This window comes from Klebsiella sp. CN_Kp104 (genome assembly GCF_040064515.1).
Taxonomy (GTDB): domain Bacteria; phylum Pseudomonadota; class Gammaproteobacteria; order Enterobacterales; family Enterobacteriaceae; genus Klebsiella; species Klebsiella aerogenes.
Window position 1 is genome coordinate 539,889 of sequence record NZ_JBEAII010000002.1, and the last position, 26,889, is coordinate 566,777.

Below are 26,889 nucleotides of genomic sequence, written 5' to 3' on the forward strand. Positions count from 1 at the left end.
TTGACGCATTAGCCCTACTGAAAGGTTGCTAATGAACTGGCAGAAATGTATCAGTATGTTAGAACGTGAGTTGCCTTTCTCAACGAGAGAAAGGCATAAGAACGCGTTGTCAGGCGGTAACGATTATTTTTTGGCCTCAAAAGCGATCTTTACCGCCATTCCGGCAAGTACCGTCGCCATCAGCCAACGCTGAAAGTGTTGCCAGCCCGGTCGCCGCCCAAGAAACAGCGCCACCTGCCCGGCCAGCATAATAATAAGCCCGTTAACCGCCACGCTTATTAGCGCCTGGGTGCAGCCTAGTATTAGGGACTGACTCAGCACGCTACCGAGTCCGGGGGTGATAAACTGCGGCAGCAAAGACAAATACAAGATAGCCACTTTAGGATTCGCCAGGCTGGTAAGAAAGCCCATCAGAAACAGCTTACGCCCGCTATCAGCCGGTAAGTCGCGCACCGCGAAAATCGGCCGCCCACCGGGTTTAATCGCCTGCCACGCTAAATAGAGTAAATAAGCCACTCCGCAAATTCGCAACGCATCGTAGGCATAGGGTACGGCGAAAACCAGCGCGGTTATGCCAAAAGCCGCGCACAGCATATAAAAGAAAAACCCCACCGCAACGCCAGCAAGGGATATAAAGCCGGCACGTTTTCCCTGGCAAATCGACCGTGAAGTGAGGTACATCATGTTGGGGCCGGGCGTTAACACCAACCCCAACGCCACCGCGGCAAAAGCCGATAATGAAGCTAATTCAGGCATAACTTATCTCCAGATAGGGGTAATGCCCAGGCGCGCGGCGTACTTGACCATGCTCCCCAACAGTATTCTGTCTTTAGCGCCAGTCACATGGTGTCTAAGTATTAGCTTATTCCCGTTCAGTCGACAACCATTTCGCCTTTCCCGGCCGTTTAGAAGGTGCAACTGCTCCTGATACGCCAGAAGCGTATATAAAGTACAGCGCTAACGCCAAACACAGCACCGCTGCCAGGCGTTGTGGCGAAAAGGCAATAGCGCTATTTCCCAACCAGCCGAAATTATCAATCAGCAAGCTCATCGCGAGTTGACCAAATATTACCGCCACCGTCGCCGTTGCCGTGCCGATTCGCTGTACTGCCAGCACCATGATGACAATATAGGGTACCCCGCAGAACGCGCCAAGCAGTTGCCACTTTGGCACATCCAGTAGCGTCATTGACTGCTGCGGAGCAAAGAAAACGATGAATAAACCGGTCACCAATGCGCCAATGGAAAAGGTCAAAAAGGCGCTACGCAATATTCCGACTTGCGCGCCAAGACGGCCATTCACCGCAGCCTGTACGCTTAGCAATGCGCCGCCAATTAGCGACAAAATAATCATCAACATATTCATATCAGCACCTCAATCAACGGCAATCAGCACTAATGCCGCCACAATGAACAACAGCGCAATAACCCGGCGGCGATCTATTTTTCGCCGCGGGCTACCAAACCAGCCAAAATGATCGATTAACAGACTCTTACATACTTGACCGGCGAGAACACCGGTAATCGTCATTGCGATACCGATCGTCGGAGTAACAATCGTTAATATCAGCACATAACCTGGCCCCAATAGACCACCGGTTAATTGCCAACCGGGGAGCGAAAAAAAAGAGGGACTTTGTCGCGGGCTAAAAAAAAGCATCAGTAAAAACGTTAATGCCGCGCCAATGGCGAAAATACTCATTGTTGCCCATAAATCACCGACCTGACCCGCCAGCGGCCCCAATAGACCTGCCTCTACGGACAGCCCCATTCCGCCGGCAATCACTAAAAAAATCAGCACACGCTGCATGTTAAATACTCTTCAGTTGTTAAGAGCGGAAGAGAATAGAACGGCGCGCTAATGCAAAAAATAGTATAGTTTTGCAAACACCTTTGCAGGATTTGCATTAATGGCCGACGTAGGTAACATCAATCTCCGCGCCCTCCAGCTGTTTATCGCCGTGTATGACAGCCATAGTTTTTCCGTTGTCGCGCGCCGTGAAGGCGTGTCCCCTTCTCTGATTTCACGAGTCATCCAGCAACTTGAGGATGCGCTAGGCCAGCAGCTGTTCTACCGCAATACCCGTGCGGTCGTTCCAACGGAGGCCGGAAACCTGTTTGCTGACTATGCCCGCGGGATGACCGAGCAATTCGCTCACGCGCAACGCGAATTACAGGATCGCGCCCAACAACCTGGCGGACTCGTGCGCATCAACGCCCCGGTCTACTTTGGCCAACGGCATATCGCGCCATGGTTAGCGGGACTGGCCGATCGTTATCCCGAGCTGGAGTACGAATTAATCCTTACCGATGACTTTGTCGATCCTCATCGCCAGGCGACTGATATCATTTTTCGCATCAGCGCCCTGCCTGACGCCAGCTATCACGCAAAGGTTTTTGGCGCCCAGCGCTATTACCTCGCCGCAGCGCCTGGTTACCTTTCCCGTTTCGGCGCGCCGCAATCGCCTTCTGAGCTTAATCAACACCGCACGCTGGTGTATCGCGGTTCACAGGGTGCTAACCGTTGGCTTTTTCGCCAGAGGGAAGAAGAGTGGATCCATTACCCGCAAACACCGCGGCTAATCTCAAACAACGCCGATGCCCTTCTCACTTCAGCGATTGGCGGAATGGGCATTGTTTTGTTTCCGGACTGGATGGTGAGCGACGCGCTGGCGCAGGGAACATTAGTAGCGCTGATGAATGACTACAGCGTTGGCATTAACCATTTGCCCTCTTACATTGCCGCGATTTATCCGCATGCTCGTCATCCGTCGCTCAATGTACGCACCGTTATTGATTATTTTACCGACGTTTTCGGCACGCCGCTTTACTGGCAACGCTAATCCTTTCATCGCAGTAAAATTGTCATATCTCAAACAATTAGCGATCCGTAGCGGTTAACGCATCATAACGTTTCCTTTACCGCTGCGTTACGACTATGTTTAAAGGTGTGGTTTTGAATTTCGCCGAGTAAACACACTAAAACACTGGTTTTAATTATGTTTGTTGAACGGTAAAAGCTATTAAATCCGTAGACTCATTCAAATATCGCTTATTGGTAGCAGTGTATATCGTAATGGCATTCACAAAAGCAAACGGAGCCTGATATGAGCACGTCAAATGATCCCACTAACAACCCATCCGCAGGGAAATGCCCTTTCCACGCCGGGACGCCGAAGCAAAGCGCCGGCAGCGGTACCGCCAACCGTGACTGGTGGCCCAACCAACTTCGTGTTGACCTGCTGAATCAGCACTCCAATCGTTCTAACCCGTTGGGTGAAAACTTCAACTATCGGGAAGAGTTCAAAAAGCTCGACTACTCCGCATTGAAAGCCGACCTTCGCGCGCTACTGACCGACTCTCAGGAGTGGTGGCCTGCCGATTGGGGCAGCTACATTGGCCTGTTTATTCGTATGGCGTGGCACGGCGCGGGGACTTACCGTACCGTCGATGGCCGCGGCGGCGCGGGTCGCGGGCAGCAGCGCTTCGCCCCGCTTAACTCCTGGCCGGATAACGTCAGCCTTGATAAAGCCCGTCGTCTGCTGTGGCCGGTGAAACAAAAATATGGTCAGAAAATCTCCTGGGCCGACCTGTATATGCTGGCGGGTAACGTGGCATTAGAAAACGCCGGCTTCCGTACCTTCGGTTTCGGCGCAGGGCGTGAAGACGTGTGGGAACCGGACCTCGATGTTGACTGGGGCGATGAAAAAGAGTGGCTGAAACATCGCCACCCGGAAAGCCTGGAAAAACAGGCGCTGGGCGCCACCGAAATGGGTCTCATCTATGTCAACCCGGAAGGCCCTAACGCCAGCGGCGATCCGCTTTCCGCCGCGGCAGCCATTCGTGCGACCTTCGGCAATATGGCGATGGACGATGAAGAAATCGTCGCGCTGATCGCCGGCGGCCATACGCTGGGTAAAACGCACGGCGCCGCACCGGCAAGCCACGTTGGCCCGGAACCGGAAGCCGCCCCGCTGGAATCTCAGGGTCTTGGCTGGAGCAGTACTTACGGCAGCGGTGTAGGCGCGGACGCCATCACCTCGGGTCTGGAAGTCGTATGGACGCAAACCCCGACCCAATGGAGCAACTACTTCTTCGAGAACCTGTTCAAATACGAATGGGTACAGACGCGCAGCCCGGCGGGCGCTATTCAGTTTGAAGCGAAAGATGCGCCGGAGATTATTCCCGACCCGTTTGATCCGAATAAAAAACGCAAGCCAACCATGCTGGTAACGGACCTGACGCTGCGCTTCGACCCGGAATTCGGCAAAATCTCGCGCCGTTTCCTGAACGATCCGCAGGCCTTTAACGAAGCCTTCGCCCGCGCCTGGTTTAAACTGATTCACCGCGATATGGGGCCAAAATCCCGTTATCTCGGTCCGGAAGTGCCAAAAGAAGATCTGATTTGGCAGGATCCATTACCGGCTCCGACGCATAACCCAACCGCCTCCGACATCGCTACGCTGAAAACGGCCATTGCGGATTCAGGCCTGTCGGTCAGCGAACTGGTCTCCGTTGCCTGGGCTTCCGCCTCAACCTTCCGCGGCGGTGATAAGCGCGGTGGCGCTAACGGCGCGCGTCTGGCCCTGCTGCCACAGAGAGAATGGCCGGTCAACGCCATTGCCAGCAAAGTGCTGCCAACGCTACAGGCCATCCAGAAAGCATCGGGTAAAGCGTCTCTGGCGGATATCATTGTTCTGGCGGGCGTTGTGGGGGTTGAGCAGGCCGCAGCGGCTGCCGGCGTTCAAGTAAACGTGCCGTTTGCGCCGGGTCGCGTTGATGCGCGCCAGGATCAGACCGATGTTGAAGCAATGGATCTGCTGCAGCCGCTGGCCGACGGTTTCCGTAATTACCGTCGCATCGAAGGCGGCGTGTCAACGGAAACCCTGCTTATCGATAAAGCGCAGCAGCTAACCCTGACGGCGCCGGAAATGACGGCACTGGTCGGCGGCCTGCGCGTGCTGGGCGCTAACTTCGATGGCAGCCGACATGGCGTCTTCACCGATCGCGTCGGCGTCCTCAGCACTGACTTCTTCGTCAACCTGCTGGATATGGGCACCGTATGGAAAGCCGCGGATGAACAGGCTGAGCTGTTTACCGGTCACGACCGTAAGAGCGGCGAAGAGAAATATACCGCCACTCGCGTCGATCTGGTGTTCGGTTCTAACTCGGTCCTGCGCGCGCTGACCGAAGTCTATGCCTGTGCCGATGCGCAACAGAAATTCGTTACTGATTTCGTTGCCGCATGGACCAAGGTAATGAATCTGGACCGCTTCGATCTGTAATTCCCCTGCCCGCCGGTGAACAACCGGCGGCAGGTTACTCTGTTAAAGCGCCGCTCATTATCGAGTGGCGCTTTTTTATGCTTCCCGAGCGAGCTGCTGTAACCGACTGTAGGTGCGTTGAATATCATCCAGCTCCACATCCGCCACCAGTGTTTCCAGCCCGCAATCGGTAATTATTATTAAGCGGCACTGTTTTTCATACAAAATATCCACCACGTTGATAAAGCGCTGCTGTGCCGCAGGGCTAACTCGCGCCAACGGTGGAACATTCTCGACGAGCCAGCTCTGGTGTTGCTCACATAGCGTCAGGTAATCCATGACCGAGGTAGGCGCAAGGCAGAGCTGGTCGAAAGTGAAATGCAGAAAGGCATCTTGCCGAGATGCCGTCTGCAGGGTGCGATAACCTACTTGCAGAGCCTGCGCCTGCGGGGCAATATCCGGCAAACCGAGCGCCGCGCGAGTACTGGGGGTTGGCTGCACCAACAGTTTTCCCTGGCAGAAATCATTCTCCAGCGAGGCATGTCGCTCGCGGTAATCCTGTTCGCCGTTGAGCGCCGTTACCGTCATATGACGTTTAATGAGGTTAATGGAAGGCAAAAAACGTTCGTGATAGAGCGGATTCGCCAGCAAACGGTCGGGGGGATAATTGGAGGTCGCTAATAAGACGATATTTCGCGCGAACAAATGCTCCAGTAGCACCTTTATCAACATCGCATCTGCCGGGTCATGAAGATGAAACTCATCAAAACAGAGCAGACGACAGTTGTCGGTCATTTGCGCGACGACCTCTTACAACCGCGGCGCCGAAGGGGCGTTCAGCCGCTGATGGAGCTCGCGGAAAAAGTGATGAAAATGCACCCGCCGCTTTTCACGCAGCGGCAAGCTGGCAAAGAAGCTATCGAGAATAAAGCTCTTCCCGCGCCCGGTTCGCCCCCAGACGTACAATCCTTGTATTGCCGTTTGCTGCCGGAATAACTGCTGGCTCAGCATTTGCAAGTTGGCGACCAACGCGAGCTGGTCGGCATCAAGGGTGAGATTTTCTTTTGCCGCCCGTTGAGCCATCACGGCGCTAAAACAGAAATCAGCGTACTGTTGCATGGGATTCACTAGCGCTATTTTTATTGAGAATGGTCGCCATGACGTTGTCAAAATGCGGCAGATCCTTAGCCACGGTAAATGCGGGATTCATCGCTTTACGGCCAATCAGACCATCGATGAATGCAAAGATGGTGAGCGTTGCTTCTTCGACGTTAACGTGTGGGCTGAGCTCGCCAGCGGCAATTCCTTGAGCAATAATCTGTGCCATTCCGTCGCGCATGATCCTGTCGCTATTGACGAAAATCTGCCGCAGCGCCGGCTTTCTTGCCGATTCCGCAATAATTTCCACCCATAGCTGGTGCGAAGAGGGATACCCCACTTCTTCTATACAGGAAACGGCTAAGGCGCAAATCTGCGCAAAATGGGAACCTTCGAAGCGCTCCTGATGCTTAGCTAATGCCGATTTTTGCTCTTCAAGGATAATCGCCTCAATGAGTTCATCTTTGCCTTTGAAGTAGGTGTACATCGCGCCGAGGCTAATACCTGCGCGCAGTGCAATTTCGCGCACGCTGGTTCCATTAAATCCTTTTTCGGCAAAGCACGCCGCCGCGGCGACAATCAGCTTATGGTACGTTTCTGAATTATTTAACATTTCAACTACCTCCGGCGATGGGCAATTCTACCTGCTTCAAGCGCTTTTTGGCTAGCAGCCTAATGTTAGGGTAAATAACCCGTTTTTACTTGCCATCACCGACAGTGCGCCTCATTATTAATGAATGAACGTTCGTTCATTTGTGATGATAAATATGAGGAGAACCATGATGCCAAATACCCAATCCAGTCTGCGTTTGCTTTTTCCGCAATGGCAAGGCGGCAACAATCCGCCCTACTTCTTCGGCTCCCGGATGCTGTCCTGGCTGGCGCCGCCTGCGCAAGGCGTTGTCGAGGAGGTCTGTGTCCCCGAACCAGGACACGCTCAACTGGCAAATGAAGATGGAATTGTCGGCCGCCGGGCGATCGTTGAACAGTTGCTTGATGCACAAGACAAAATCACTCGAAATCAGCCAGAGACCATTGTCACCTTAGGGGGCGATTGCCTGGTCTCCCTGGCTCCTTTCGCCTGGCTTGTGGAAAAATATGCCGATAAATTGGGGGTATTATGGATTGATTCTCACCCGGACGTTATGACGCCAGAGCAGTTCCCACATGCCCATGCCCACGTTCTTGGGGCGTTAATGGGCAATGGCGACGCGGAATTAACCCAGGTGGTCAGAAAGCCATTATCACCTGGCAAAGCGCTCATTGCCGGGATCCATAGCCCGCTCGATGTCGAAAAACAGTTTATTAGCGAACGCGGTATCGCCACCTTAAGCCCATCAGAGCTGCGTCAGAATCCGCAGGCGATTGACGAGTGGATAGCGCGTGAACGTATTGAGTACCTGGCCATCCATCTCGATCTTGATGTCCTCGACCCGGCCCTGTTTCGAGCAGTGCTGTTTGCTCGTCCGGGGCGCGGCGTACACGATTTTGGCGATGTCGCCGAAGGAAAACTGACGATTGCCGAAGTGGTTAATCTTATCAATCAAGCCGCCGCTCAGGCCAAACCGGTCGGCCTCACCGTCGCCGAACACCTGCCCTGGGATACCTTAAACCTGAAGAATATGCTCGAAGCTCTACCATTATTGAGTTAATCGACGTGTTCCCCGTGGTGGAAAGTACCATTTGCCATGTTGCAGGAATACCGCAGGGACTTTAGGCCCGGAGCGATAACGCCCCGGGCCTTAAACTACCTAATCCAGACGGTGAGTAAGACTATCACCACCATCATCAACACGGCCTGGAGAAAGATTGGGTCTAACGACGTTTTGCGCATAGTCCCCCCGCTATTCAAAGATTTGCCGTATCGCCAGCGCCAGTACCAGCAAACCGGCCAGTAAAAACATCCAGGCGATGAGATCCTCCGGTGAACGATTCATCGTCATCCTCCTTTTTGTCATCAGAACCACTGGCCAAAGCGCTTGATATAGAAACGTTTCATACCCTGCGCCACCAGGCAGTAGCTCAGCAACGTGGCAACGAGCCACGGGAAATAACTCAGCGGCAGCGGCTCAAGCCCCACCATGGCGCCAAGCGGCGAGAACGGGATATAGATGCCGATGGCCATAATGGCGGCGGTGGTGAGCAAAACCGGCAGCGTCGCGCGGCTCTGGATGAACGGAATTTTCTGCGTTCTCAACATATGCACCACCAGCGTCTGCGACAGCAGCCCTTCGATAAACCAGCCGGACTGGAACAAGGCCTGCGCTTCCACATGATTGGCGGCGAAGACGTACCACATCAGAGCAAAGGTGGTGATATCGAATATCGACGACGTGGGGCCAATCCACAGCATAAAGCGGCCAATGTTCTTCGCATCCCACTTGCGCGGCTTACGCAAAAACTCCTTATCCATTTTGTCCCACGGCAGCGACAGCTGTGAGATGTCGTACATCAGATTCTGAATCAACAGATGAATCGCCAGCATCGGCAGGAAAGGGATAAAGGCGCTGGCGACTAATACCGAAAACACGTTGCCGAAGTTGGAGCTGGCGGTCATGTTCAGATACTTAATAATGTTGCCAAAGGTCTCGCGTCCTTTAATAACCCCCTCTTCCAGCACCATCAGGTCTTTTTCCAGCAGAATAATATCCGAGGACTCCTTCGCGATATCCGCCGCGCTATCGACAGAAATACCCACATCGGCATCGCGCAGCGCCGGCGCGTCGTTAATGCCATCGCCCAGAAAACCAACGGTATGGCCATTTTTCTGTAGCATCTGCAGAATGCGTGACTTCTGCAGCGGCGTCAGTTTGGCAAACACCGCGCGTTTCTCGACCTCCTGCTGAAGCTGGCGGTCAGTCATTGACTCAACCTGTTGGCCGGTGAGAATGTCGTGCGAATCAATCCCCACTTCAAGACAAATCCGCGCCGTTACGACCGGGTTATCACCGGTAAGCACCTTGACCGCGACACCGTTATCACGCAGTGCGGTGATGGCTTTGCCAGCGCTTTCCTTCGGCGGGTCGAGAAAGGTCAACATGCCCTCAACGGTGAGCCCCTGTTCATCGGCGGCGGTGAGCGGCACATTTAGCGCGGTATCATCCAGCTTGCGGGTAGCGACCAGCAATACCCGAAAACCCTGAGCGTTATAATCTTCGGTTTTCGTCAGCAATAGTTCCCGGCGCAGCGCGTCCAGTCCAACGATCTTGTCGCCCTCACGAATATGGGTCGCGGCTTCGAGTATCTCTTCAACCGCCCCTTTACAAATCAGGCTTTTATCGCCATAGCGGCTGTCTTCCACCGAGACCGATACGCGGCGGCGTACAAAATCGAACGGCAATTCATCGAGCTTCACGAAACGCTCTTTTTCCGCCGGCGCCAGCCGCCCTTCCCCATAGCGCAACACGGCTCTGTCCATCAGATTACGCGCTCCGCTTTGGCTGCTGCTATTCAGCCACGCCAGCATTAATACTCGATTGCTTTCCGCGCCGCCAACGTCGAGATGATGCTCAAGGATGATATTGTCCTGGGTCAGGGTGCCTGTTTTATCCGTACACAGCACATCCATTGCGCCAAAGTTTTGAATGGCATTGAGACGCTTAACGATCACCTTACGCCGCGACATGGCAATCGCGCCCTTCGCGAGGTTCGAACTGACGATCATGGGTAACATCTCCGGCGTTAAACCGACCGCCACCGCCAGGGCGAAAAGCGAGGCTTCTACCCAATCGCCTTTACTGAAACCGTTAATCAACAACACGATCGGTACCATGATCAGCATGAAGCGGATTAACAACCAGCTGACGCTATTCACCCCGCGATCGAAGGCGGTTTGCGTGCGGGTGCCGACGATCGATTTTGCCAGCGAGCCAAACCAGGTCCGGTCGCCGGTCGCCACCACCACCGCCTGCGCCCTGCCGCTGGTGACGTTCGTCCCCATCAGACAGATATTACCCATCTCTAACAGACTTTTATTTTTATCCGGCGTCGGTAGACGGTCGCTGCATTTTCCCGACACGCTGGCCATCAGATCATATTTTTCTACCGGTAGTGATTCACCGCTAAGAATGGACTGACTGACAAAGAGGTCCCGTGATTCCAGCAGACGAACATCTGCCGGCACCAGATCGCCTGCGGCAAGGAAAATAATATCGCCCGGCACCAGCTCTTCAATGGGTATTTCCTCCTGGCTGGGGCCAATATTGCCCGGCCCGCGGCGCAGTACCGTTGCGGTGGTACGGACCATGGATTTCAGCGCCTGCGCGGCTTTATTGGTCCTGAATTCCTGCCAGAAGCGTAATAGACCACTCAGGCTCACCATCGTCAGGATAATAATAACGCCGGTGAGGTCTGTCTCTTCACCGTTTCGCAGCGGTAGCCAGTAATCGGTAATAAAACTGACTGCCGCCAGCGCCATCAGTACGTAAATAAACGGGTTATTAAATGCCTGCAGTAATTGAATAAAAAACGGCGGCACACTTTCGCGTGCCACTTCGTTGCGACCATAGTCGTCCAGCCGTTCCAGTGCATCGGCGGTCGTTAGTCCCTGCCGACTGCTATTTAAACGTGCCAACGTATGGTCCGGACTATTAAAGGCCTCCGTTTCAATCGCAAAGCTCTTTTTATGCTGCTTATCATTTTCTGACGCAGACCGGTTGGTATTCCGGTTTTCTACTTTCATGTCAGTCATGATTCATCCCCAAATTTAGATGTAGTAATCCCTGCATAAATAAATCATGCATAGTTAGATGTTATTTTTTTACACTCACAAATTGCGCGTAGTAGATATTCCTGCGTAGATTGCTTAACCGCAGTGAGATAGCTTTAATGGCCTGTGTGAGCGTGTGTTACCGCGTAAAAGGCGGAGGGAACAGGGCGTAGAAAAATAATAGCATGATGAATTACCTCGCAAAAAAGCGAATTCCAGTTCTCAGGAGGCAATCAGGATTGGGAAAGGATTGCTGCCTGCCGGTTGGCAAACAGCGCAGAATAGATAGCGTCAGTTTGCCTTGATGTTTAAATAAGGGTGACTGTCCAACATATCTCTCCTGTATAAAGTTGTGCTTAGTATAGACGTGACTTGCCGGGAGTAAAGCTCCGTAAGCCCGTCAGTGAGGTTTGGTTTAGATTTGCTCTCGTTTAACGCCTCTCGTCAGAGGAGTCACAGCGCACAATCGTGTCGGCTGCCCATGCGTCAGACCGCCATCATACAGCTCTTATCGTGAACATTGTGCCACCCCCATCACCAAATCAGACAACATACCTATACGGTAAACGTTATTTATATTAACATCTTAAATATTCGCATTATTTATCTGTACAAAATACCATCATAATTTAAGCAAATTTACACAACCACGTAAAGGAAACGGTATGAGCAAGAGAGTTTATTTGGTTTCATGTTCCGGAAGACCAAATTATGGCGATGAATTAATCACCGCCACCTGGCTATCTTTCCTTTATAAAAATTATCCACAGTACGAAGTCTGGTTAGATACCCCTGAACCGGGTAACGTGCAATCGTTGTTTATGAAGTATCATCCCAACTTCAAAGCCATTAATACCTTGTGGAAAATCTGCTGGCGTTCCGTAGATATTCTAAATGATATAAATAATAAAACCGCTAGTCTTATTAAGGATTATGGTTCTCCTGATATTGACCTGAATATCGATATTTTACGCTCTGCTGATATTGTACATATTCTTGGTGGCGGCTATATCAATGCCAACTGGAAAGAAAACTATGCCATCCTGTTCGCTTGCCAGGCGTTAAAACAGGTCTCGCAAGCTAAAACGATTGCCACCGGCATCAGTATTTACCCGCACGAAGAGTTCCTTGCCGCTGAAATTTTTAACGATGCGATAACCTCATTTGATTATTTTTCCGTTCGCGATCCCGCAACTGCCAGTCGATTTGCGGTTGAAAATACTCAGGACGATGTGTTCCTGGGTTATGACCTGGATGTGGTATCCAAAAACAATAGCCCCGATCTGCCGGATATTTTATGCTGTATTCAGAATGAACTTTCTGAAGACGATATATTTCAAAAACTTGTTTCCCTGGTTGCCGATTACCTTCAGCAACAGCATAAATGCGGCAAGAAAATAGGTTATATAGAAGCTATTCCAGGCGCCGACAACACGGCATTTGTCGAACTGCAGAAGGCCATCCCTGATATTCAGTTTTATCCTTTCTCGCATGTCTGGCATGGAGGTATCCCGGTTCAGGCTGATGGTGAGATTATTAGTACCCGTTTTCATCACCATCTGGTAGGCGCTTGCCTTGGGATTAAAGGCACCGCACTTAATATCGATCGCGAATATTATAAGAACAAACACGAGTCATTGAGCCTGTTAGGTACCGGCTGGAATGTGCAATCGGCGGAAACCCTTGCCGGCAATTTACACTCAACCATCAATGACGATTTTCAGACGCAACTCAGTAAGATTGCCTCAAGCAAATTAAATAAGGCTTTAGCGCTTTATCAGGAATAACGATACAGCGGTCCCCTGGCGCTGCCGGAGGACCGCTGGTTTAATCAAAGACGCTATTAATGATCGCGGTGACCACGGCGGTACTGAGCGCAATCAGTACCAGATCGTTGCCAACGACCCGCCACTCATAGCCGGGATAATAAGGTAACTGATTGAGCATCGAGGAAGGCACTGTTTTTTTAGCGATGCCCGGAGGTAACGGTTTTCCTCGCGCGAGATTTTTCGCAATCCCCGGAGGCAGGGCCTGATAGCCGGTTAAGCCGTAGTTTACTGCCAGCGCGCGAGCGGTACTATAGCTGATATCACTATCGACGTGATCCGGTTTGCCGTAGTTCTTACGCTGTCCCTTGCCGCCGCCGTTATCGCTTTGGCTGGCGCTATGACCATTATTGCTTTTATCGCCATGATAGATGTTTTTACCACTATTGCCGTGCCCACCATTGCCATTACCGTTCCCGGGATTAGCAAGCGCCGGTGCCGCGGCCATCGTTACCGACATCACCATTGCCAACGCCGTTTTTATTGCCTGACGCTTTAACATATTCTTTTCCCTGGTAGACATAGATACACACTGCAAATGTAGGTGATTTTCACCGAAGTCACCATTTCTCTTAGTCTGATTGATCGCTGCTGGTCGTTTACTTCAATTCTGCCGTCTGCGCTGACAAAAAAGCAGCATATTTATCATCCATCAGCGTATTAAACATGATTTCCGACTGTTAAATCGCCACACCGCTAACAATTTAAAATTTAAAACCATTAACAACCAATTAACATTAGCAGGCAAACATTTCTCCTGAGGAAAATAATAATATGTCTACTACCCAGGTTCTCGGCGACGCCTCCTTTAGCCCGCCAGGACAACATCCCGATAGCTTAACCGCGCGTATCGACGCTCTGCCCTCCTCCCCCGGTCTTTGGTCCTTTATCACCCTACTGGCATTAGGCGGCTTTTTCGAACTTTACGACCTGTTCCAGACCGGTTATATCAGCACCGGCCTGCTCGCCGAGGGTATTTTCCATACCGGGAAAGATGGGGTATTTGGTATTGCCGATCAGGCAGCCTTCGCTTCCTCGACCTTTATGGGGCTGTTTATCGGCGCCAGTCTGCTCGCGCCGCTGGCGGACAGACTTGGACGCCGCCTGACCTTTATGTTCGCGCTGGCGTGGTATGGCATCTTTTCGCTGATTATGGCGCTGCAAAATAGCGCTGAAGGGGTTATTTTCTTTCGTTTCCTGGTGGGGATCGGCCTGGGAATTGAACTGGTGACTATCGATACTTATCTCAGTGAATGGATGCCGACGCATTTACGTAATAAAGCCTTCGCTTACGCCTTCTTTATTCAGTTTCTCTCGGTACCGACGGTGGCGCTGATGTCCTGGCTACTGGTGCCAATGACCATTCTCGGCCTGAGCGGCTGGCGTTGGGTGATTATTCTCGGCGCACTGTGTTCACTGGTCATTTGGGTTATCCGCAAAAAGCTGCCGGAATCCGCCCGCTGGCTGGAAAGCAAAGGTCGCCACGATGACGCGCACCGGGTTATGGGTGAAATGGAACAACGCTGCGGTTTATCGCCTTCCCGGCGCCATGCCAGTCCGGCGATAGCGGTGCCGCTACGCAGCAATTTTAAAGAGATTTGGGCGCCGCAGTACCGTCAACGCACCCTCATGTTAATGGTGATGAACTTTTTCCAGGCGATCGGCTTCTTCGGTTTCGGTAACTGGCTGCCCGCGCTGCTCTCCGGCCAGGGCGCCAGTATTACCCATAGCCTTCTGTACGCTTTTTTTATCACCCTTGCCTACCCGCTTGGCTGCCTGTTCTGTACTCGCTTTGTCCATCGTTTTGAAAACAAATGGCAAATTGTTCTGTCAGCGCTGATGACTGTGATCTTCGGCACACTGTTCGCTTTACAAAATAGTCCGGTACTGCTGGTTATCTGCGGCTTTATGATCACCTGGTCCAATGCCTGGCTCACCATCAGCTATCACGCCTATCAGGCGGAGGTGTTCCCTACCCACATCCGCGCCCGGGCGGTGGGCTTCTGTTACTCCTTTAGCCGTCTGTCCACCGCGGTTACCAGCATTATGATTGGCGTGATCCTGCAATATGCCGGAACGCCGGGCGTGATTAGCTTTATCGTCGCCAGTATGCTGATGGTCATGCTGTCGGTAGGCATATTTGGGCCAAGAACCCGGGGTATTCGTCTGGAGAATATTTAAAGCTCACCAACGCCGCCGGTTGCCCGTTCGGCGGCGTTGCGTACGAGTATTTTTTCTTGATAGCGCAGTAAAAATGGCAGCAGCAAGGCGCTAGCGCCGCTAAATGCAATCAACCCAGTAGACGCCTGCTGACTCATCTCGCCGTCGGCCAGCCACAGTGAGCAGAGCATAAAAGCAAGTGCCGTACTGAATGACATGACACCGCCTTGCAGAGTGATAAATCCCGCGCGCCAGTTATCGTCCGGGAAACGAATCGCCACCGCCGAGGAGGCAACCAGCCGGCTATAAGATGCCCCAAGGAAGGTAATCATAAACAACCAACTCGCGCCGTCCAGCCACAGCACCATCAGCAAACTAATGATAAAAACTGCGGTTGCCGCCAGGCTCAGCCGATAGCCGCCAAAGCGTTGACACAGGCTGCCGCTCAACTTTGTCGCCGCGAATCCCGCCATACCGCCGAGAAAGAATAACCACGGTAGCGCCTCGCTGCTTGCCCGCATATTGCCCAGCAGCAAAGGCACCAGGATCGGCAGTAATAGCATCGGGCTAAACTGGGTTAACGCATTGCCGCTGGCAAATAACAGCATCGTTGGCGTGATGCGTATCTTTGTACCAGAGCCAGCGCTGCCGGAAGCCTTCGGCAGACCAACAAAGATCATGATGAGCGCCAGCAGGCAGAGAACGCCAATCAATGCCGGCGCCGTCTGCCAGCCGAAACGTTCGCAGAGAAACAACATGGCGGGCATGCCGAGAATACTGACCAGCGAAAAGGCAGAGATGACCGTTGCCAACAATCGCGCGCGGTGTTCCTGGTCCGCCGCGTTGATCAGTAAACTGCTGGCCACCCCCATTGTCATTCCGCCGAGGAGCCCGGACAAAAAACGCAGTATCAGCAACAATATGAAGTGCTGGGTAGCCAGAACCATCAGCGTTAATGCTCCCAGTAAGGCCATATTAACCAGTAGAAACTTACGCGGATTTAGCTTTCCCACCAGGCGCCACGCGCCGATTCCAGAAATGACCGACGCAAGCGTATAAATACCGCTGACATAACCTGCCCAGCTCACCGGCACCTGAAAAGTTGGCGCCATGTAGACAAATAGCGGATTAAAAATCATATATTCGAGCGCGTTGGTAAATTGGATAAAAGCGATGATCGCGCCCATTCGCCGTAGATTTATGGTCATTACACGTCCTCTCATCAGGGGGAGCGTCAGTTTATCGGCTAGTAAAAAAACGCATAAGTCGGTAAAAATGGGCGGGTTAATTATCAAAAATGGGATAATCAGCGGTGAGTAAACTGGATTTGAATGCACTACGCGTGTTTGTGAATGTCGTGGAAAACGGCAGCTTCAGCGGGGCGGCGCGGGCATTACGCATGCCTTCGTCAAATGTCAGTCGCCAGATTTCTCAACTGGAAGAAAAACTGCAATTGCGCCTTATCCAGCGCAGCACCAGACACATGCATCTCACCGATGCCGGGCAGGCTTTTTTTAATAGTATGCGTCCCCTGCTTGATCAGCTCGCGGCAACCGAAGCGGCCTTAACTCAACAGCAGGCCGATCCTGAGGGGCTGTTGCGCTTATGTCTTCCCAACGAGATTGGACCGACCCTTTTTGGCCCCATGCTGGCGCAGTTCGCCATGCGTTATCCCAAAATCGAAGTAAGCTGTGTGGTCAGCCTTGCCGGAGCCGACGCGCTTAAAGAAGATATCGACATTGCCGTCGCCATCGTCCGAGGCAAAATGGAGGATGCCAGCTATATCGCCATGCCGTTGGCGACATTTCCCTGTTGTGTTGTCGCTGCGCCTTCGCTGCTGGAAAAATGCGGACAGCCAGTACGTTGCGAGCAGCTTGCCTCACTTCCCTGCATCACCACCGTCAGCGCGCTGAAGGGGCAAGCCTGGCAATTTATCACCACACGAAACGCGTTTAAAAAAGTGAACGTCCAGGCTCATTTTCGGGTGAATAGCGGAGAGATCGCCCTTCATGCCGCCGTCGCCGGCGTAGGTTTCGCCATCCTCGCTGAACAGGCTTGCCGCCCGTTTATCGCCTCAGGTCAGTTAAAGGTGGTTGAACTGGAGCTACCGCCGGCACCGCTACATTTAATGGCGCTGTATCGCGAACGCCACTTTTTACCTGCCCGCTCTCGCGTCTGGCTCGATTTCATGCAGCAGCATTTGGCCGCCAATTAAATTTGCGGCGCTTCGCCAAAAATCATCTGCGCATCGGCGAAACATTTTTCCGCCAACGACGACACCGGCTCCTGGTTGCGCATGATAAGCGCAAGCGTGGAATCAACCTCGGTTTCCCCGATAGGCATAATCGCCAGATTGTCGCTCAGCGCTTCCAGGCCGTTATTGAGCGGCATGATGGCGCAACAGATCCCGGCCTGTACCGCCTGGATTATCTGAAATGTCGAATCGCTTTCAAAGACATATTTCGGCGTTAACCCTTTGGCTTTAAAGCTCATTTCAATCGATTCACGATAATACATTCCCTTGGTAAGGAAACCGAGCGGCAGCCCCGCTAATGTCTCCCACTCAGGTATGCCTGCGTCAAACTGGAAATGGCGACTGTCGTGCAGCAGGCCCATTCGCGTTTTCGGCAGCCAGGTGACGTTAAATAATGCGCTATCGACGTGGTGCAAATAGCAGATGCCTAGATCGAGCTGGTTACGGCTGACGCCGTCAATAATTTGCTCAGAGGTCATCGACAGCAGACTGAACTGCAGTTCTGGGTATTTTTCCGCCAGCGGTTTGATCAATTGCATCGGGTTCAGGCTGGCTAACGGCACCATGCCTACGCGTAACTGGCCCACCATCTGGCCGCGACAAATCGCCGCTTCAGCCGCCAGTCCATCGTGCGCCGCCAGCAGCGCCCGCGCCCAGGCGAGGATGCGTTCCCCTTCCGGGGTGAAGCCTTCAAAGCGTTGGCCGCGCTGAATCAGCGTGAGATTAAGTTCGTCTTCCAGGTTGCGAATGCGCATTGAAAGCGTCGGTTGAGTGATATGGCAGGCCGCCGCGGCCTGGCCGAAATGGCGCGTCTGATCGAGCGCGATCAGATATTTCAGCTGTTTAATGTCCATCTTAACTTCCAGAATAGTGACGTCCGCGGGTCAGTGGTGGACGCGATGCAGAACACAGCTGCGATAAGATATGTTATTTAAATGTTACTTGCGGTAGGGGCTGATTTCAAGATGCCATTTGCCAGTGGCCCGATCGCAGGCCACTGGCAATATTCAGCAAATTAACGCAAACCGGGGACGGCGCGCACCTCTTTCGAACGCAGCGTCAGGCGGATAGGAACTGATTTGTACGACGGCGTGCCGCTCTCTTCATCGATGTAATCCAGCGGCACCAGAACGTTAGCTTCCGGATAATAGGCGCCCACGGTGCCCGGCGCGATGCTGTAAGCAACCACGGTGATATCCTCAAGGCGCAGATCGCTATTCGGCAGCGCGGTGAAAATATCGACGCGGTCACCATGCTCCAGCCCCTGCTCGGCCATATCCTGCTCATTCATAAACAGCACATCGCGGCGGCCAAACACTCCGCGATAGCGATCGTCCATCGCGTAAATCGTGGTGTTGTACTGATCGTGACTGCGCAGCGTAACCAGGCGCATCACGTCGTCGCCGTCAACGCGGGAATTCTCATGGACGCCTTTGAATACCGAGAACATCGCTTTGCCGGTCGGCGTCGGCCAGATCCGCTCGGTTGGCGGCAACGGCATACGGAAACCGCCCGGATGACGAATACGTTCGTTATAATCCTCGAACCCGGGGATAGTCTGCTCGATGAGATCGCGGATGCGGTCGTAATCAGCCACCAGCGATAACCAGTCGATCTTACTGTTCGGCAGCGTCGCCGCCGCCATCCCGGCGACGATAGCCGGTTCCGAGCGCAGACGATCAGAGGCCGGTTTCAATTTGCCGGATGAGGCATGGACCATCGACATCGAGTCTTCCACGGTAATCGACTGACGTCCGCTCTCCTGCATATCGAGTTCAGTGCGGCCCAGACAAGGCAGAATAAAGGTCTCTTTCGCCACCAGCAGATGCGAACGGTTCAATTTGGTGCCGATGTGCACGCTAAGATCCAGCCCACGCATCGCCGGGAACGCCCGTTCATGATCCGGCATCGCCACCGCGAAATTACCGCCAAGACAGATCAGCGCTTTCGCGTCGCCGGCAACCATTGCCTGCAGCGCTTTCACCGCATCGTGGCCATGTCCGCGTGGAGCGACAAAACCGAACACGCTTTCGAGGTTATTCAGAAACTCCGCACTCGGTTTTTCGGTAATGCCGACGGTACGGTTGCCCTGCACGTTAGAGTGACCGCGCAGCGGGCAGATCCCAGCCCCCGGTTTGCCGATATTGCCGCGCATCAGCAGAAGGTCGGCAATCAACCGGACGTTAGAGGTGCCTTTGTTATGCTGGGTGATCCCCATGCCATAGGTCACGATAGTGGCATTGGATTTGGCGTAGGCAACGGCAACGCGCTGCAGATCGTCGCGGGTTAATCCGGACTCACGCTCAATTTCCGGCCAGCTGGTCTGACGTAAATCTTCGGCAAAAGCCTCGAAGCCCAGGGTGTGCTCGTTAATAAACGCCTGGTCCAGCACCTGGCCCTGGTCCGCTTCGATCTCCAGTAATGCTTTAGCGATCCCTTTCAGCGCCGCGGCATCGCCGCCCGCTTTCACCTGGAAATAGGTTGAGGCGATATTCGTCGAACTGTAGGTTGCCATTTCGATGACGTTCTGCGGGTCGGCAAAACGTTCCAGCGCCCTTTCACGCAGCGGGTTAAAGACGATAATCGGCACACCGCGGCGGGACAGTTCATGCAACGTGCCCATCATGCGCGGATGGTTGGTTCCGGGGTTGTGACCGATGGAAATAACCAGTTCTGTTTTATCAAAGTCGTCCAAAGACACCGTGCCTTTGCCGATGCCGATCGATTGCGGCAGACCGACGCTGGTCGCCTCGTGGCACATATTGGAGCAGTCCGGGAAGTTATTGGTGCCGAACTCGCGGGCGTAAAGCTGGAACAGATATGCCGCTTCGTTAGAGGCGCGCCCGGAGGTATAGAACTCAACTTCATCGGGCTGCATGCCCTGTAATACTTCGCCAATGCGGGCAAACGCGCTTTCCCAGGAGACCGGGCGCAGCGTGTCGCTCTCACGATCGTAAGACAAGGGATGGGTAATACGTCCGTAACCTTCCAGTTCAAAGTCGCTTTTCGCCAGCAGTGAGGTCACGGTATTGGCGGCGAGGAACTCTGGCGTCACGCGTTTGCTGGTGGCTTCCCAGGTAACCGCCTTCGCGCCGTTCTCACAAAACTGGAAGGTTGATTTATGTTCTTTATCCGGCCAGGCGCAGCCGGGGCAGTCAAAACCGTCAGGCTGGTTGGTACGCAGCAGCGTGACCGGGGCGTCAAGCGCGTCCATTTGCGTACGCACGGCGATGGCGGTCGCTTTTAACGCCCCCCATCCACCCGCTGGGCCATCATAGGGATGAACACCGGGGACAGCGCGTTTTTTCTTATTCATATGAACTCCTGAATACTCTCTTCAGCTAACGGATGTTATTAACAACATTGGTCACGGTTTTTTGCGGCGATGTTAAATAACCACATTAATTAAGCGGGAAATACCACATTTCATTTTCCAATGAATAGCAAATGACAGGGTTAACTCGTTGTTTTTAATCTTTAACTAAATGTCTGGTGAAAATGAAATGAGCAAATTTACTCGTTAACCAAATAATAACATGTCATTTCGTGTTGTATAATAGATGTTATCTATCGGGTGTTAAATTTAACCTATTTGATAATTAAAGAATTATTTTTAAACTTTATTATCAAGGGCATTAACATATTTCAATGCCCGTCAACGTCGTAATTTAATTGTCATCAACAGGAGGCTTTACGCAGGTAAAGCCGTATCCGCTATGCAGAAAATATTCCATAAATACAATGAAGTAATGTCGTACAGGGGTGAGCCATGTTCGGATTAGATGCCTTTTATTTAGCCAGGATACAGTTTGCATTTACTGTATCTTTCCACATCATTTTCCCCGCTATTACCATTGGTCTCGCCAGCTACCTTGCGGTACTGGAAGGGCTGTGGTTAAAAACAAAAGAGGATACCTACCGCCAGCTTTACCATTTCTGGTCAAAAATATTTGCCGTTAATTTTGGTATGGGCGTCGTTTCCGGGCTGGTGATGGCCTATCAGTTTGGCACTAACTGGAGCGGGTTCTCGCAGTTCGCCGGTAGTATTACCGGGCCGCTGTTGACCTATGAAGTCCTGACCGCCTTCTTCCTCGAAGCTGGCTTTCTTGGCGTCATGCTGTTTGGCTGGCATCGCGTCGGCCGCGGCCTGCACTTCTTCGCGACCTGTATGGTGGCGCTGGGCACGCTGTTTTCCACCTTCTGGATCCTCGCGTCCAATAGCTGGATGCATACGCCCCAGGGCTACATTATCGAGAATGGCATCGTGGTGCCGGTAGACTGGCTGAAGGTCGTTTTTAACCCTTCATTCCCGTATCGCCTGCTGCACATGTCTACCGCCGCCTTCCTTGCCAGCGCCTTTTTCGTCGGCGCTTCGGCGGCCTGGCATCTGCTGAAAGGCAATGATACGCCGGCAATCCGCAAGATGTTCTCGATGGCGCTGTGGATGGCGCTGATCGTCGCCCCCATTCAGGCGATGATTGGCGATGCGCACGGCTTGAATACGCTCGAACATCAACCGGCAAAAATCGCCGCGATTGAAGGGCACTGGGAGAATAAACCGGGTGAAGCCACGCCATTGGTGCTGTTTGGTCTGCCGGATATGGATGAGGAGCGCACCAAATATAAAATTGAGGTTCCCTATCTTGGTAGCATCATCCTGACCCATAGCCTCGATAAACAGGTTCCGGCCTTAAAAAGTTTCCCGAAAGAAGATCGCCCAAATTCCACCATTATTTTCTGGTCGTTCAGGGTGATGGCCGGGCTCGGTATGTTAATGGTACTGCTCGGCGTGGTCAGCGCCTGGCTGCGTTGGCGTGGCCGGCTCTACACCTCAAAACCGTTCCTGCGATTTGCCCTGTTGATGGGCCCTTCCGGGCTGGTCGCGCTACTGGCTGGCTGGTTTACTACTGAGATTGGCCGTCAGCCGTGGGTAGTCTATGGCGTTCAGCGCACCCGGGATGCGGTCTCCGCCCATGGCGATCTGCATATGTCCCTCAGCCTGCTGGCCTTTATCGTGGTCTACGCCTCGGTGTTTGGCGTCGGCTACGTGTATCTGATTCGCCTGATAAAAAAAGGGCCGGAAAGTGCGCACACGCCGGAGGACCCGACTCAGAACCAAACCCCTGCCCGCCCGCTGTCTGCGGTGCGCGAACCTATGAATACTTCGGGGAGAAAATAATATGGGTATCGACCTGTCAATTATCTGGTTCACGATCATCGTTTTTGCCACCCTGATGTATATCGTGATGGACGGTTTCGATCTCGGGATCGGCATTCTGTTCCCGTTTAATAAAAATGAAACCGACCGCGACATGATGATGAATAGCGTGGCGCCGGTGTGGGACGGCAACGAAACCTGGATGGTGCTGGGCGGCGCGGCGCTGTATGGCGCGTTTCCGCTGGCCTACGCGGTGATTATCGATGCGCTCAGCATCCCGTTAACCGCCATGTTACTGGGTCTTATTTTCCGCGGCGTAGCGTTTGAGTTTCGCTTTAAGGCGACGCCGGAACATCGCCCGTTGTGGGATAAGGCGTTTATCGGCGGTTCGCTACTGGCGACGTTTAGTCAGGGGATAGCCGTAGGTACCCTGCTCAACGGCCTCAGCGTCACGGGTCGCGAATTTAGCGGCTCAACCCTCGACTGGCTGGCGCCCTTCCCGCTGTTTTGCGGCATCGGGCTGGTGATTGCCTACGCTCTGCTGGGCTGCACCTGGCTGATAATGAAAACCGAAGGCGCACTACATCGCAAAATGTCCGAGCTGGCGATCCCGCTGACGCTGGCGTTGTTAGCAGTGGTCGCTATTATCAGCATCTGGACGCCGCTGACTCACCCGGAAATCGCTCACCGCTGGTTTACATTCCCCAATATCATCTGGTTTATGCCGGTGCCGTTGCTGGTGCTGGTTTGCTGCTGGGGGATTGTCCGTAGCGCCTATAATCGTCAGGCCAGCTATGGGCCGTTTTTACTCACTCTGGCGCTGGTGTTCCTCGGGTTCAGCGGCCTTGGGATCAGCATCTGGCCGAATATTATTCCACCGGCAATCTCTATCTGGCAGGCCGCTTCGCCGCCGCAGAGTCAGGGCTTTATGCTGGTCGGCGGATTGCTGATCATTCCGGTTATTTTGATGTACACCTGCTGGAGCTACTACGTGTTCCGCGGCAAAATCAAACCCGATGAGGGGTATCATTGATGGCGACTCAATCTGATAAAACGTTAACGACGCATCATCGTCCGTTCTGGCACAAACTGATGTGGCTGGTGATTATCTGGGGGGCCAGCGTGCTGGCGCTCGGCGTGGTCGCCACCTTCTTTAAGCTATTGATGACGGCGGCAGGAATGCGCACTCACTAATACTCAACGCCGGACGGGCTGACCCGCCCGGCGTTTTTTTATGTAAGGTTGTAATAACGGTCGGGCTGCATTTTTTCCGGTAACGGATGTTGCCCGGTCATATCCATCAAATTACGTTCAATGGTATTGCACATTGCATTCAGCGGCAGGTCGTTGGCCGAGGTGCCAAACGGATCTTCCAGCTCTTCCGCCAGGGAATCCCATGACAGGAAGGTGTAGGAGATAAACACCGAAACAAACGGCGTCATGTAATGCAAATCCCCCACCAGCGCGAAGGGCAATAACGCGCAGAAAAGATAAACGGTACGCTGCAAAATCAAGGTGTAGGCAAACGGCACCGGCGTGCTCGCCAGACGCTCGCAGCCCCCCAGAACATGGGCTAACTCATCGAGTTTATTATCCATCAAGCCGTAGGTAATATCGCTGAGCTTACCCTGCTCGCGCAGCTTACCTAACTCATTACCAATCAATAATAATATTCGGTTAGTCGGCATTGAGCTGGCGAGAATTTCCGCCACTTTTTCTTTCGGCAACAGGCGATAGAGGTCAACCGCCGGGTCGGTTTTACGCAGCTGATGCTTAAGGCTCCAGCTGAACGCCACCAGATAACTGACTAACGTTTTATGCGTTTCCTCCTCAGCGGGAAGGATATTTTTCAATTGCCTGACCAGGGTTCGTTCGGCAATCAGCACGGTTCCCCATAAATTACGCGCCTCAACGAAGCGGCTGTAGCTCGCGCTATTACGAAAGCCGAGAAAAATCGCAATCGCGATCCCCAACAGGCTAAATGGCGCAACGGTTAAGTGAATGCCAAGTTGTTCATACCATTGATAGCTGATGATGGCGATGACCGACATCAGAACGTTCAATAACAGACGGAAAACAATTTTTGACAGCACGGAACCGTGCCAGTCAAACAGACGAAAAAACCAGTGTTGTTCTGGCCGGATGATCATTGTATTACTTCCTGAAGACCCAATGATGCTCAGTACATACCCTAAATGAAGGATGACGAGTATAGATATTATCTATTAAGCCATTGGTTAATTTTATTGTACACAAACACGACATCGCGTTGATAACCGCCATTAATTAGCGATGAATTAATGGTGGTTTAATTATGGGCTCTTTTTATTTTCCACGCAATATACGGCCTGCAAGCAGGCCGGAGAAATAAACCATCAGTAACGGCTTAATGGCCGATATTATGCAGGGTTATTCAGCCTGGCGGCTGGATAATTCTTCAAGTAGCGTCGCGGAAGGTACAAAGAACAAACTGCCGGTAACCGGGCGGCTATAATCGAGCAGTCGATCGTAATTACCGGCCGGGCGACCGACGAACATGTTTTCCAGCATCTGTTCGATGGGTGCCGGGCTGCGCGCATAACCGATAAAATAGGTACCAAACTCGCCCATACCGGGCTTGCCGAACGGCATGTTGTCGCGCAGGATTTTAATCTCCTCGCCGTTCTCTTCAAGGGTGGTCAGCGAACTGTGCGAACAGCTGGGTTTGACATCGGCATCCAGTTCGATGTTGGTCATTTTTTTACGCCCGATAATACGCTCCTGCTGTTCGACGGTTAACGCATTCCAGCCCGCCATATCGTGCAGATATTTCTGAACAATCACGTAGCTACCACCGGCGAAATCCGGGTCTTCGTCACCGATAATGGTGAAATCCGCCGCCGCGCGCCCCTGCGGGTTTTCGCTACCGTCAACGAAACCGATCATCGCCCGACGGTCGAAATAGCGGAAGCCGTGAACTTCATCGACGACCGTTACGGCATCCCCCAACTTATCCATCAACTGCGTCGCCAGCTCGAAGCTAAGCCCCATATCATCGGAACGGATATGCAGCAGCAGATCGCCCGGCGTAGAGACCGCCACGCGCTCTCCGCTGCCCACGCGGCGGAAAGGATGCAGTTGCTGCGGGGTGGGTTGACCAAACAACTGCGGCCAGATCTCAGCGCCAAATCCGCAGATGCAGGAAATCCCCGCCTCCGGCATGCGGGTACCAACGGAACGCACCACCGCGGCAAAATCATCGCACCAGTCGCGCACGCGGCTCAGGCTCTCAGCGCTGCGCGCTACGGTCGCGACGATGAATATCGCCGTTCGCGGCAGCGGTAAAGTAATCGCCTGAGGTTCGTTAATTTTCATATCATCCTCTGTTATTGCCAATTAACGGCAAGGTAGCGTTGGCTCCTGCAGGCAGGAGTCGAAAGTTGTTTACGCGTGAGCCAGTTCACCGCCGGGCGCTTCGTAGGGATCAATGTGAATCATCACCTGTAGCACCTCATGGCGCGCGAGCACATTTTCCCGCACCGCCAGCGCAATAGCATGGCCTGCACGAACCGACAGCTCGCCCGGAACTTCAATATGGACATCGACGAGGATCAGGTCGCCCGCCTTGCGGGTTTTAAGATCGTGCAGCCCCACAACGCCGCAGGTTGCGGCGATGGTGTCACGTATTGCGTTTTGGGTTCCCGCGTCGACCGAGCGATCCATTAAATCATGCAAGGCATCGCCGGCAAAAGTGTAACCCATTCGTGTAATCAATACCCCTACTAACAATGCCGCCACGGGATCCAACCAGACAATACCGGCGAGGTTACCAACGATCCCTACCGCCACTACTACCGACGACGCCGCATCCGAGCGCGCATGCCAGGCGTTGGCAATTAATAATGACGACTGAATGCGCTTTGCTACCGCCAGCATATAACGGAACAGCGTCTCTTTTGCGATCAGCGCTGCAAGGGCCACCCATAATGCCGTTACATGCACGGATTGAATGGTTTCCGGATGGAGTAGTTTATCCACCGCCGACCACAACATGCCGACACCGACAACCATTAAAATCGCGCCCAATATCAGCGACGCGCCATTTTCATAGCGCCAGTGGCCATAATGATGATCGCTGTCGGAAGGTTTACGGCTTTTCTTATTGGCAATCAGAACCACAAAATCAGCAATTAAATCGGAAAGAGAGTGGATGCCATCGGCAATAAGCCCTTGCGACCCTGAAAACAGGCCGGCGATAATTTGCCCGGTCGATAAAAAAAGATTAACCACGACGCTAACCAGGGTGCTTTTACGCGCAGCCTGTGAACGCTGATGATATTTATCATCATTCTGTTGATTTTTATTTGCCATCATCCCTCCCGAATAAAGTATGGATGATAGCCTGATATGAGTCAGCGATATTCAATATTAATGGCTTGTTG

General features: G+C 52.9%; 23 protein-coding genes, 1 pseudogene and 1 riboswitch. Of the genes and pseudogenes, 9 read left to right on the forward strand and 15 right to left on the reverse strand.

The genetic code is table 11. The annotated features are described in order from the left end of the window. Positions 1-123: 123 nt before the first annotated feature. The 3 genes from ABLU80_RS04595 to ABLU80_RS04605 all read right to left on the reverse strand — a co-directional run bounded on the left by ABLU80_RS04595 (position 124) and on the right by ABLU80_RS04605 (position 1,810). The gene (locus ABLU80_RS04595) at positions 124-756 is read right to left on the reverse strand and encodes a LysE family translocator (protein WP_020078729.1); all 633 of its coding nucleotides are present in this window, start codon (positions 754-756) and stop codon (positions 124-126) included. Positions 757-773: 17 nt separating this feature from the next. Continuing rightward, positions 774-853: riboswitch (ZMP/ZTP riboswitch) on the reverse strand. Between the two features lie 9 nt (positions 854-862). After that, positions 863-1,366 carry a DMT family transporter gene (locus ABLU80_RS04600; protein WP_015705484.1) on the reverse strand — a complete coding sequence of 168 codons (504 nt, stop codon included), beginning with the start codon at positions 1,364-1,366 and terminating at the stop codon, positions 863-865. A 9-nt stretch (positions 1,367-1,375) separates the two neighbouring features. Beyond that, on the reverse strand, positions 1,376-1,810 hold the full coding sequence (locus tag ABLU80_RS04605; RefSeq protein WP_015705485.1) for a DMT family transporter: 435 nt from the start codon (positions 1,808-1,810) through the stop codon (positions 1,376-1,378). Between the two features lie 100 nt (positions 1,811-1,910). Between ABLU80_RS04605 and ABLU80_RS04610 the strand changes: the two genes are divergently transcribed. Further along, positions 1,911-2,843: a LysR family transcriptional regulator gene (locus ABLU80_RS04610; RefSeq protein ID WP_015366519.1), complete on the forward strand. Its 933-nt coding sequence runs from the start codon at positions 1,911-1,913 to the stop codon at positions 2,841-2,843. A gap of 264 nt (positions 2,844-3,107) precedes the next feature. Beyond that, positions 3,108-5,285: a catalase/peroxidase HPI gene (katG, locus tag ABLU80_RS04615; protein WP_348849765.1), complete on the forward strand. Its 2,178-nt coding sequence runs from the start codon at positions 3,108-3,110 to the stop codon at positions 5,283-5,285. 75 nt (positions 5,286-5,360) lie between these two features. Here katG and zapE read toward each other — a convergent pair. Both zapE and ABLU80_RS04625 read right to left on the reverse strand, forming a co-directional pair. Continuing rightward, positions 5,361-6,383: pseudogene (zapE, locus tag ABLU80_RS04620) on the reverse strand (cell division protein ZapE). Further along, positions 6,367-6,975, reverse strand: coding sequence for a TetR/AcrR family transcriptional regulator (locus tag ABLU80_RS04625; RefSeq protein WP_015366516.1), 609 nt, complete (start codon positions 6,973-6,975; stop codon positions 6,367-6,369). Before ABLU80_RS04625 ends, zapE begins: the two are co-directional and overlap by 17 nt. A gap of 169 nt (positions 6,976-7,144) precedes the next feature. Between ABLU80_RS04625 and ABLU80_RS04630 the strand changes: the two genes are divergently transcribed. Beyond that, positions 7,145-8,014, forward strand: a complete 870-nt coding sequence (locus tag ABLU80_RS04630; RefSeq protein WP_348849820.1) for an arginase family protein — start codon at positions 7,145-7,147, stop codon at positions 8,012-8,014. A 95-nt stretch (positions 8,015-8,109) separates the two neighbouring features. Here ABLU80_RS04630 and mgtU read toward each other — a convergent pair whose 3' ends face one another. Genes mgtU through mgtA form a run of 3 tightly spaced genes read right to left on the reverse strand, consistent with a single transcriptional unit; the run spans position 8,110 to position 11,052 of the window. Then, positions 8,110-8,196 carry a magnesium transporter protection protein MgtU gene (gene mgtU / locus ABLU80_RS04635; RefSeq protein WP_251009860.1) on the reverse strand — a complete coding sequence of 29 codons (87 nt, stop codon included), beginning with the start codon at positions 8,194-8,196 and terminating at the stop codon, positions 8,110-8,112. Positions 8,197-8,206: 10 nt separating this feature from the next. Next, positions 8,207-8,299, reverse strand: a complete 93-nt coding sequence (gene mgtR / locus ABLU80_RS04640; protein ID WP_020078726.1) for a protein MgtR — start codon at positions 8,297-8,299, stop codon at positions 8,207-8,209. Between the two features lie 20 nt (positions 8,300-8,319). After that, complete coding sequence (gene mgtA / locus ABLU80_RS04645; RefSeq protein ID WP_348849766.1) at positions 8,320-11,052, reverse strand: magnesium-translocating P-type ATPase; 2,733 nt, start codon at positions 11,050-11,052, stop codon at positions 8,320-8,322. Positions 11,053-11,735: 683 nt separating this feature from the next. On the opposite strand from mgtA, the gene ABLU80_RS04650 reads away from it, so the two are divergent. After that, entirely contained in the window at positions 11,736-12,857 is a 1,122-nt protein-coding gene (locus ABLU80_RS04650; RefSeq protein WP_047064724.1) for a polysaccharide pyruvyl transferase family protein, read from the forward strand. A gap of 40 nt (positions 12,858-12,897) precedes the next feature. Here the strand turns inward: ABLU80_RS04650 and ABLU80_RS04655 are convergent, their stop codons facing one another. Next, complete coding sequence (locus tag ABLU80_RS04655; RefSeq protein ID WP_047739718.1) at positions 12,898-13,398, reverse strand: anti-virulence regulator CigR family protein; 501 nt, start codon at positions 13,396-13,398, stop codon at positions 12,898-12,900. A 272-nt stretch (positions 13,399-13,670) separates the two neighbouring features. Here ABLU80_RS04655 and ABLU80_RS04660 point away from each other — a divergent pair, with 272 nt between their 5' ends. After that, complete coding sequence (locus tag ABLU80_RS04660) at positions 13,671-15,077, forward strand: MFS transporter (protein ID WP_348849767.1); 1,407 nt, start codon at positions 13,671-13,673, stop codon at positions 15,075-15,077. Here the strand turns inward: ABLU80_RS04660 and ABLU80_RS04665 are convergent. Further along, positions 15,074-16,264 (reverse strand): MFS transporter, encoded by a 1,191-nt coding sequence (locus ABLU80_RS04665; RefSeq protein WP_327638374.1) that lies wholly within the window; start codon positions 16,262-16,264, stop codon positions 15,074-15,076. The genes ABLU80_RS04660 and ABLU80_RS04665 overlap by 4 nt on opposite strands. Positions 16,265-16,368: 104 nt before the next feature. Between ABLU80_RS04665 and ABLU80_RS04670 the strand changes: the two genes are divergently transcribed. Continuing rightward, complete coding sequence (locus ABLU80_RS04670) at positions 16,369-17,271, forward strand: LysR family transcriptional regulator (RefSeq protein ID WP_230249632.1); 903 nt, start codon at positions 16,369-16,371, stop codon at positions 17,269-17,271. Here ABLU80_RS04670 and ABLU80_RS04675 read toward each other — a convergent pair. Both ABLU80_RS04675 and ABLU80_RS04680 read right to left on the reverse strand, forming a co-directional pair. Beyond that, positions 17,268-18,164, reverse strand: a complete 897-nt coding sequence (locus ABLU80_RS04675) for a LysR family transcriptional regulator (protein WP_015366507.1) — start codon at positions 18,162-18,164, stop codon at positions 17,268-17,270. The genes ABLU80_RS04670 and ABLU80_RS04675 overlap by 4 nt on opposite strands. 161 nt (positions 18,165-18,325) lie before the next feature. After that, positions 18,326-20,626: an FdhF/YdeP family oxidoreductase gene (locus ABLU80_RS04680; RefSeq protein WP_063444729.1), complete on the reverse strand. Its 2,301-nt coding sequence runs from the start codon at positions 20,624-20,626 to the stop codon at positions 18,326-18,328. Positions 20,627-21,079: 453 nt separating this feature from the next. On the opposite strand from ABLU80_RS04680, the gene ABLU80_RS04685 reads away from it, so the two are divergent. Genes ABLU80_RS04685 through ABLU80_RS04695 form a run of 3 tightly spaced genes read left to right on the forward strand, consistent with a single transcriptional unit; the run spans position 21,080 to position 23,662 of the window. Next, positions 21,080-22,489, forward strand: coding sequence for a cytochrome ubiquinol oxidase subunit I (locus ABLU80_RS04685; RefSeq protein ID WP_015366505.1), 1,410 nt, complete (start codon positions 21,080-21,082; stop codon positions 22,487-22,489). Between the two features lies 1 nt (position 22,490). Next, entirely contained in the window at positions 22,491-23,501 is a 1,011-nt protein-coding gene (gene cydB, locus ABLU80_RS04690) for a cytochrome d ubiquinol oxidase subunit II (RefSeq protein ID WP_020078720.1), read from the forward strand. Next, a complete protein-coding gene (locus ABLU80_RS04695; protein WP_064568862.1) occupies positions 23,501-23,662 on the forward strand; it encodes a DUF2474 domain-containing protein in 162 nt (53 codons plus the stop codon). Before cydB ends, ABLU80_RS04695 begins: the two co-directional genes overlap by 1 nt. A gap of 38 nt (positions 23,663-23,700) precedes the next feature. Here ABLU80_RS04695 and ABLU80_RS04700 read toward each other — a convergent pair whose 3' ends face one another. From ABLU80_RS04700 to ABLU80_RS04710, 3 genes are all read right to left on the reverse strand, one after another. After that, the gene (locus ABLU80_RS04700) at positions 23,701-24,618 is read right to left on the reverse strand and encodes a bestrophin family ion channel (RefSeq protein WP_015366502.1); all 918 of its coding nucleotides are present in this window, start codon (positions 24,616-24,618) and stop codon (positions 23,701-23,703) included. Positions 24,619-24,877: 259 nt separating this feature from the next. Next, positions 24,878-25,822 (reverse strand): Dyp-type peroxidase, encoded by a 945-nt coding sequence (locus ABLU80_RS04705; RefSeq protein ID WP_015366501.1) that lies wholly within the window; start codon positions 25,820-25,822, stop codon positions 24,878-24,880. A gap of 69 nt (positions 25,823-25,891) precedes the next feature. After that, a complete protein-coding gene (locus ABLU80_RS04710) occupies positions 25,892-26,818 on the reverse strand; it encodes a cation diffusion facilitator family transporter (protein WP_063445762.1) in 927 nt (308 codons plus the stop codon). Between the last annotated feature and the right edge of the window lie 71 nt (positions 26,819-26,889).

Bases quoted from the DNA above. Each gene is read 5' to 3' on its own strand.
- ABLU80_RS04655 (WP_047739718.1), bottom strand. From the start codon at position 13,398: ATGTTAAAGCGTCAGGCAATAAAAACGGCGTTGGCAATGGTGATGTCG.
- ABLU80_RS04680 (WP_063444729.1), bottom strand. From the start codon at position 20,626: ATGAATAAGAAAAAACGCGCTGTCCCCGGTGTTCATCCCTATGATGGC.
- ABLU80_RS04700 (WP_015366502.1), bottom strand. From the start codon at position 24,618: ATGATCATCCGGCCAGAACAACACTGGTTTTTTCGTCTGTTTGACTGG.
- ABLU80_RS04595 (WP_020078729.1), bottom strand. From the start codon at position 756: ATGCCTGAATTAGCTTCATTATCGGCTTTTGCCGCGGTGGCGTTGGGG.
- ABLU80_RS04685 (WP_015366505.1), top strand. From the start codon at position 21,080: ATGTTCGGATTAGATGCCTTTTATTTAGCCAGGATACAGTTTGCATTT.
- mgtU (WP_251009860.1), bottom strand. From the start codon at position 8,196: ATGCGCAAAACGTCGTTAGACCCAATCTTTCTCCAGGCCGTGTTGATG.
- cydB (WP_020078720.1), top strand. From the start codon at position 22,491: ATGGGTATCGACCTGTCAATTATCTGGTTCACGATCATCGTTTTTGCC.
- ABLU80_RS04610 (WP_015366519.1), top strand. From the start codon at position 1,911: ATGGCCGACGTAGGTAACATCAATCTCCGCGCCCTCCAGCTGTTTATC.
- katG (WP_348849765.1), top strand. From the start codon at position 3,108: ATGAGCACGTCAAATGATCCCACTAACAACCCATCCGCAGGGAAATGC.
- ABLU80_RS04625 (WP_015366516.1), bottom strand. From the start codon at position 6,975: ATGTTAAATAATTCAGAAACGTACCATAAGCTGATTGTCGCCGCGGCG.
- ABLU80_RS04605 (WP_015705485.1), bottom strand. From the start codon at position 1,810: ATGCAGCGTGTGCTGATTTTTTTAGTGATTGCCGGCGGAATGGGGCTG.
- ABLU80_RS04695 (WP_064568862.1), top strand. From the start codon at position 23,501: ATGGCGACTCAATCTGATAAAACGTTAACGACGCATCATCGTCCGTTC.
- ABLU80_RS04650 (WP_047064724.1), top strand. From the start codon at position 11,736: ATGAGCAAGAGAGTTTATTTGGTTTCATGTTCCGGAAGACCAAATTAT.
- ABLU80_RS04660 (WP_348849767.1), top strand. From the start codon at position 13,671: ATGTCTACTACCCAGGTTCTCGGCGACGCCTCCTTTAGCCCGCCAGGA.
- ABLU80_RS04675 (WP_015366507.1), bottom strand. From the start codon at position 18,164: ATGGACATTAAACAGCTGAAATATCTGATCGCGCTCGATCAGACGCGC.
- mgtA (WP_348849766.1), bottom strand. From the start codon at position 11,052: ATGACTGACATGAAAGTAGAAAACCGGAATACCAACCGGTCTGCGTCA.
- mgtR (WP_020078726.1), bottom strand. From the start codon at position 8,299: ATGAATCGTTCACCGGAGGATCTCATCGCCTGGATGTTTTTACTGGCC.
- ABLU80_RS04710 (WP_063445762.1), bottom strand. From the start codon at position 26,818: ATGGCAAATAAAAATCAACAGAATGATGATAAATATCATCAGCGTTCA.
- ABLU80_RS04705 (WP_015366501.1), bottom strand. From the start codon at position 25,822: ATGAAAATTAACGAACCTCAGGCGATTACTTTACCGCTGCCGCGAACG.
- ABLU80_RS04600 (WP_015705484.1), bottom strand. From the start codon at position 1,366: ATGAATATGTTGATGATTATTTTGTCGCTAATTGGCGGCGCATTGCTA.
- ABLU80_RS04665 (WP_327638374.1), bottom strand. From the start codon at position 16,264: ATGACCATAAATCTACGGCGAATGGGCGCGATCATCGCTTTTATCCAA.
- ABLU80_RS04630 (WP_348849820.1), top strand. From the start codon at position 7,145: ATGCCAAATACCCAATCCAGTCTGCGTTTGCTTTTTCCGCAATGGCAA.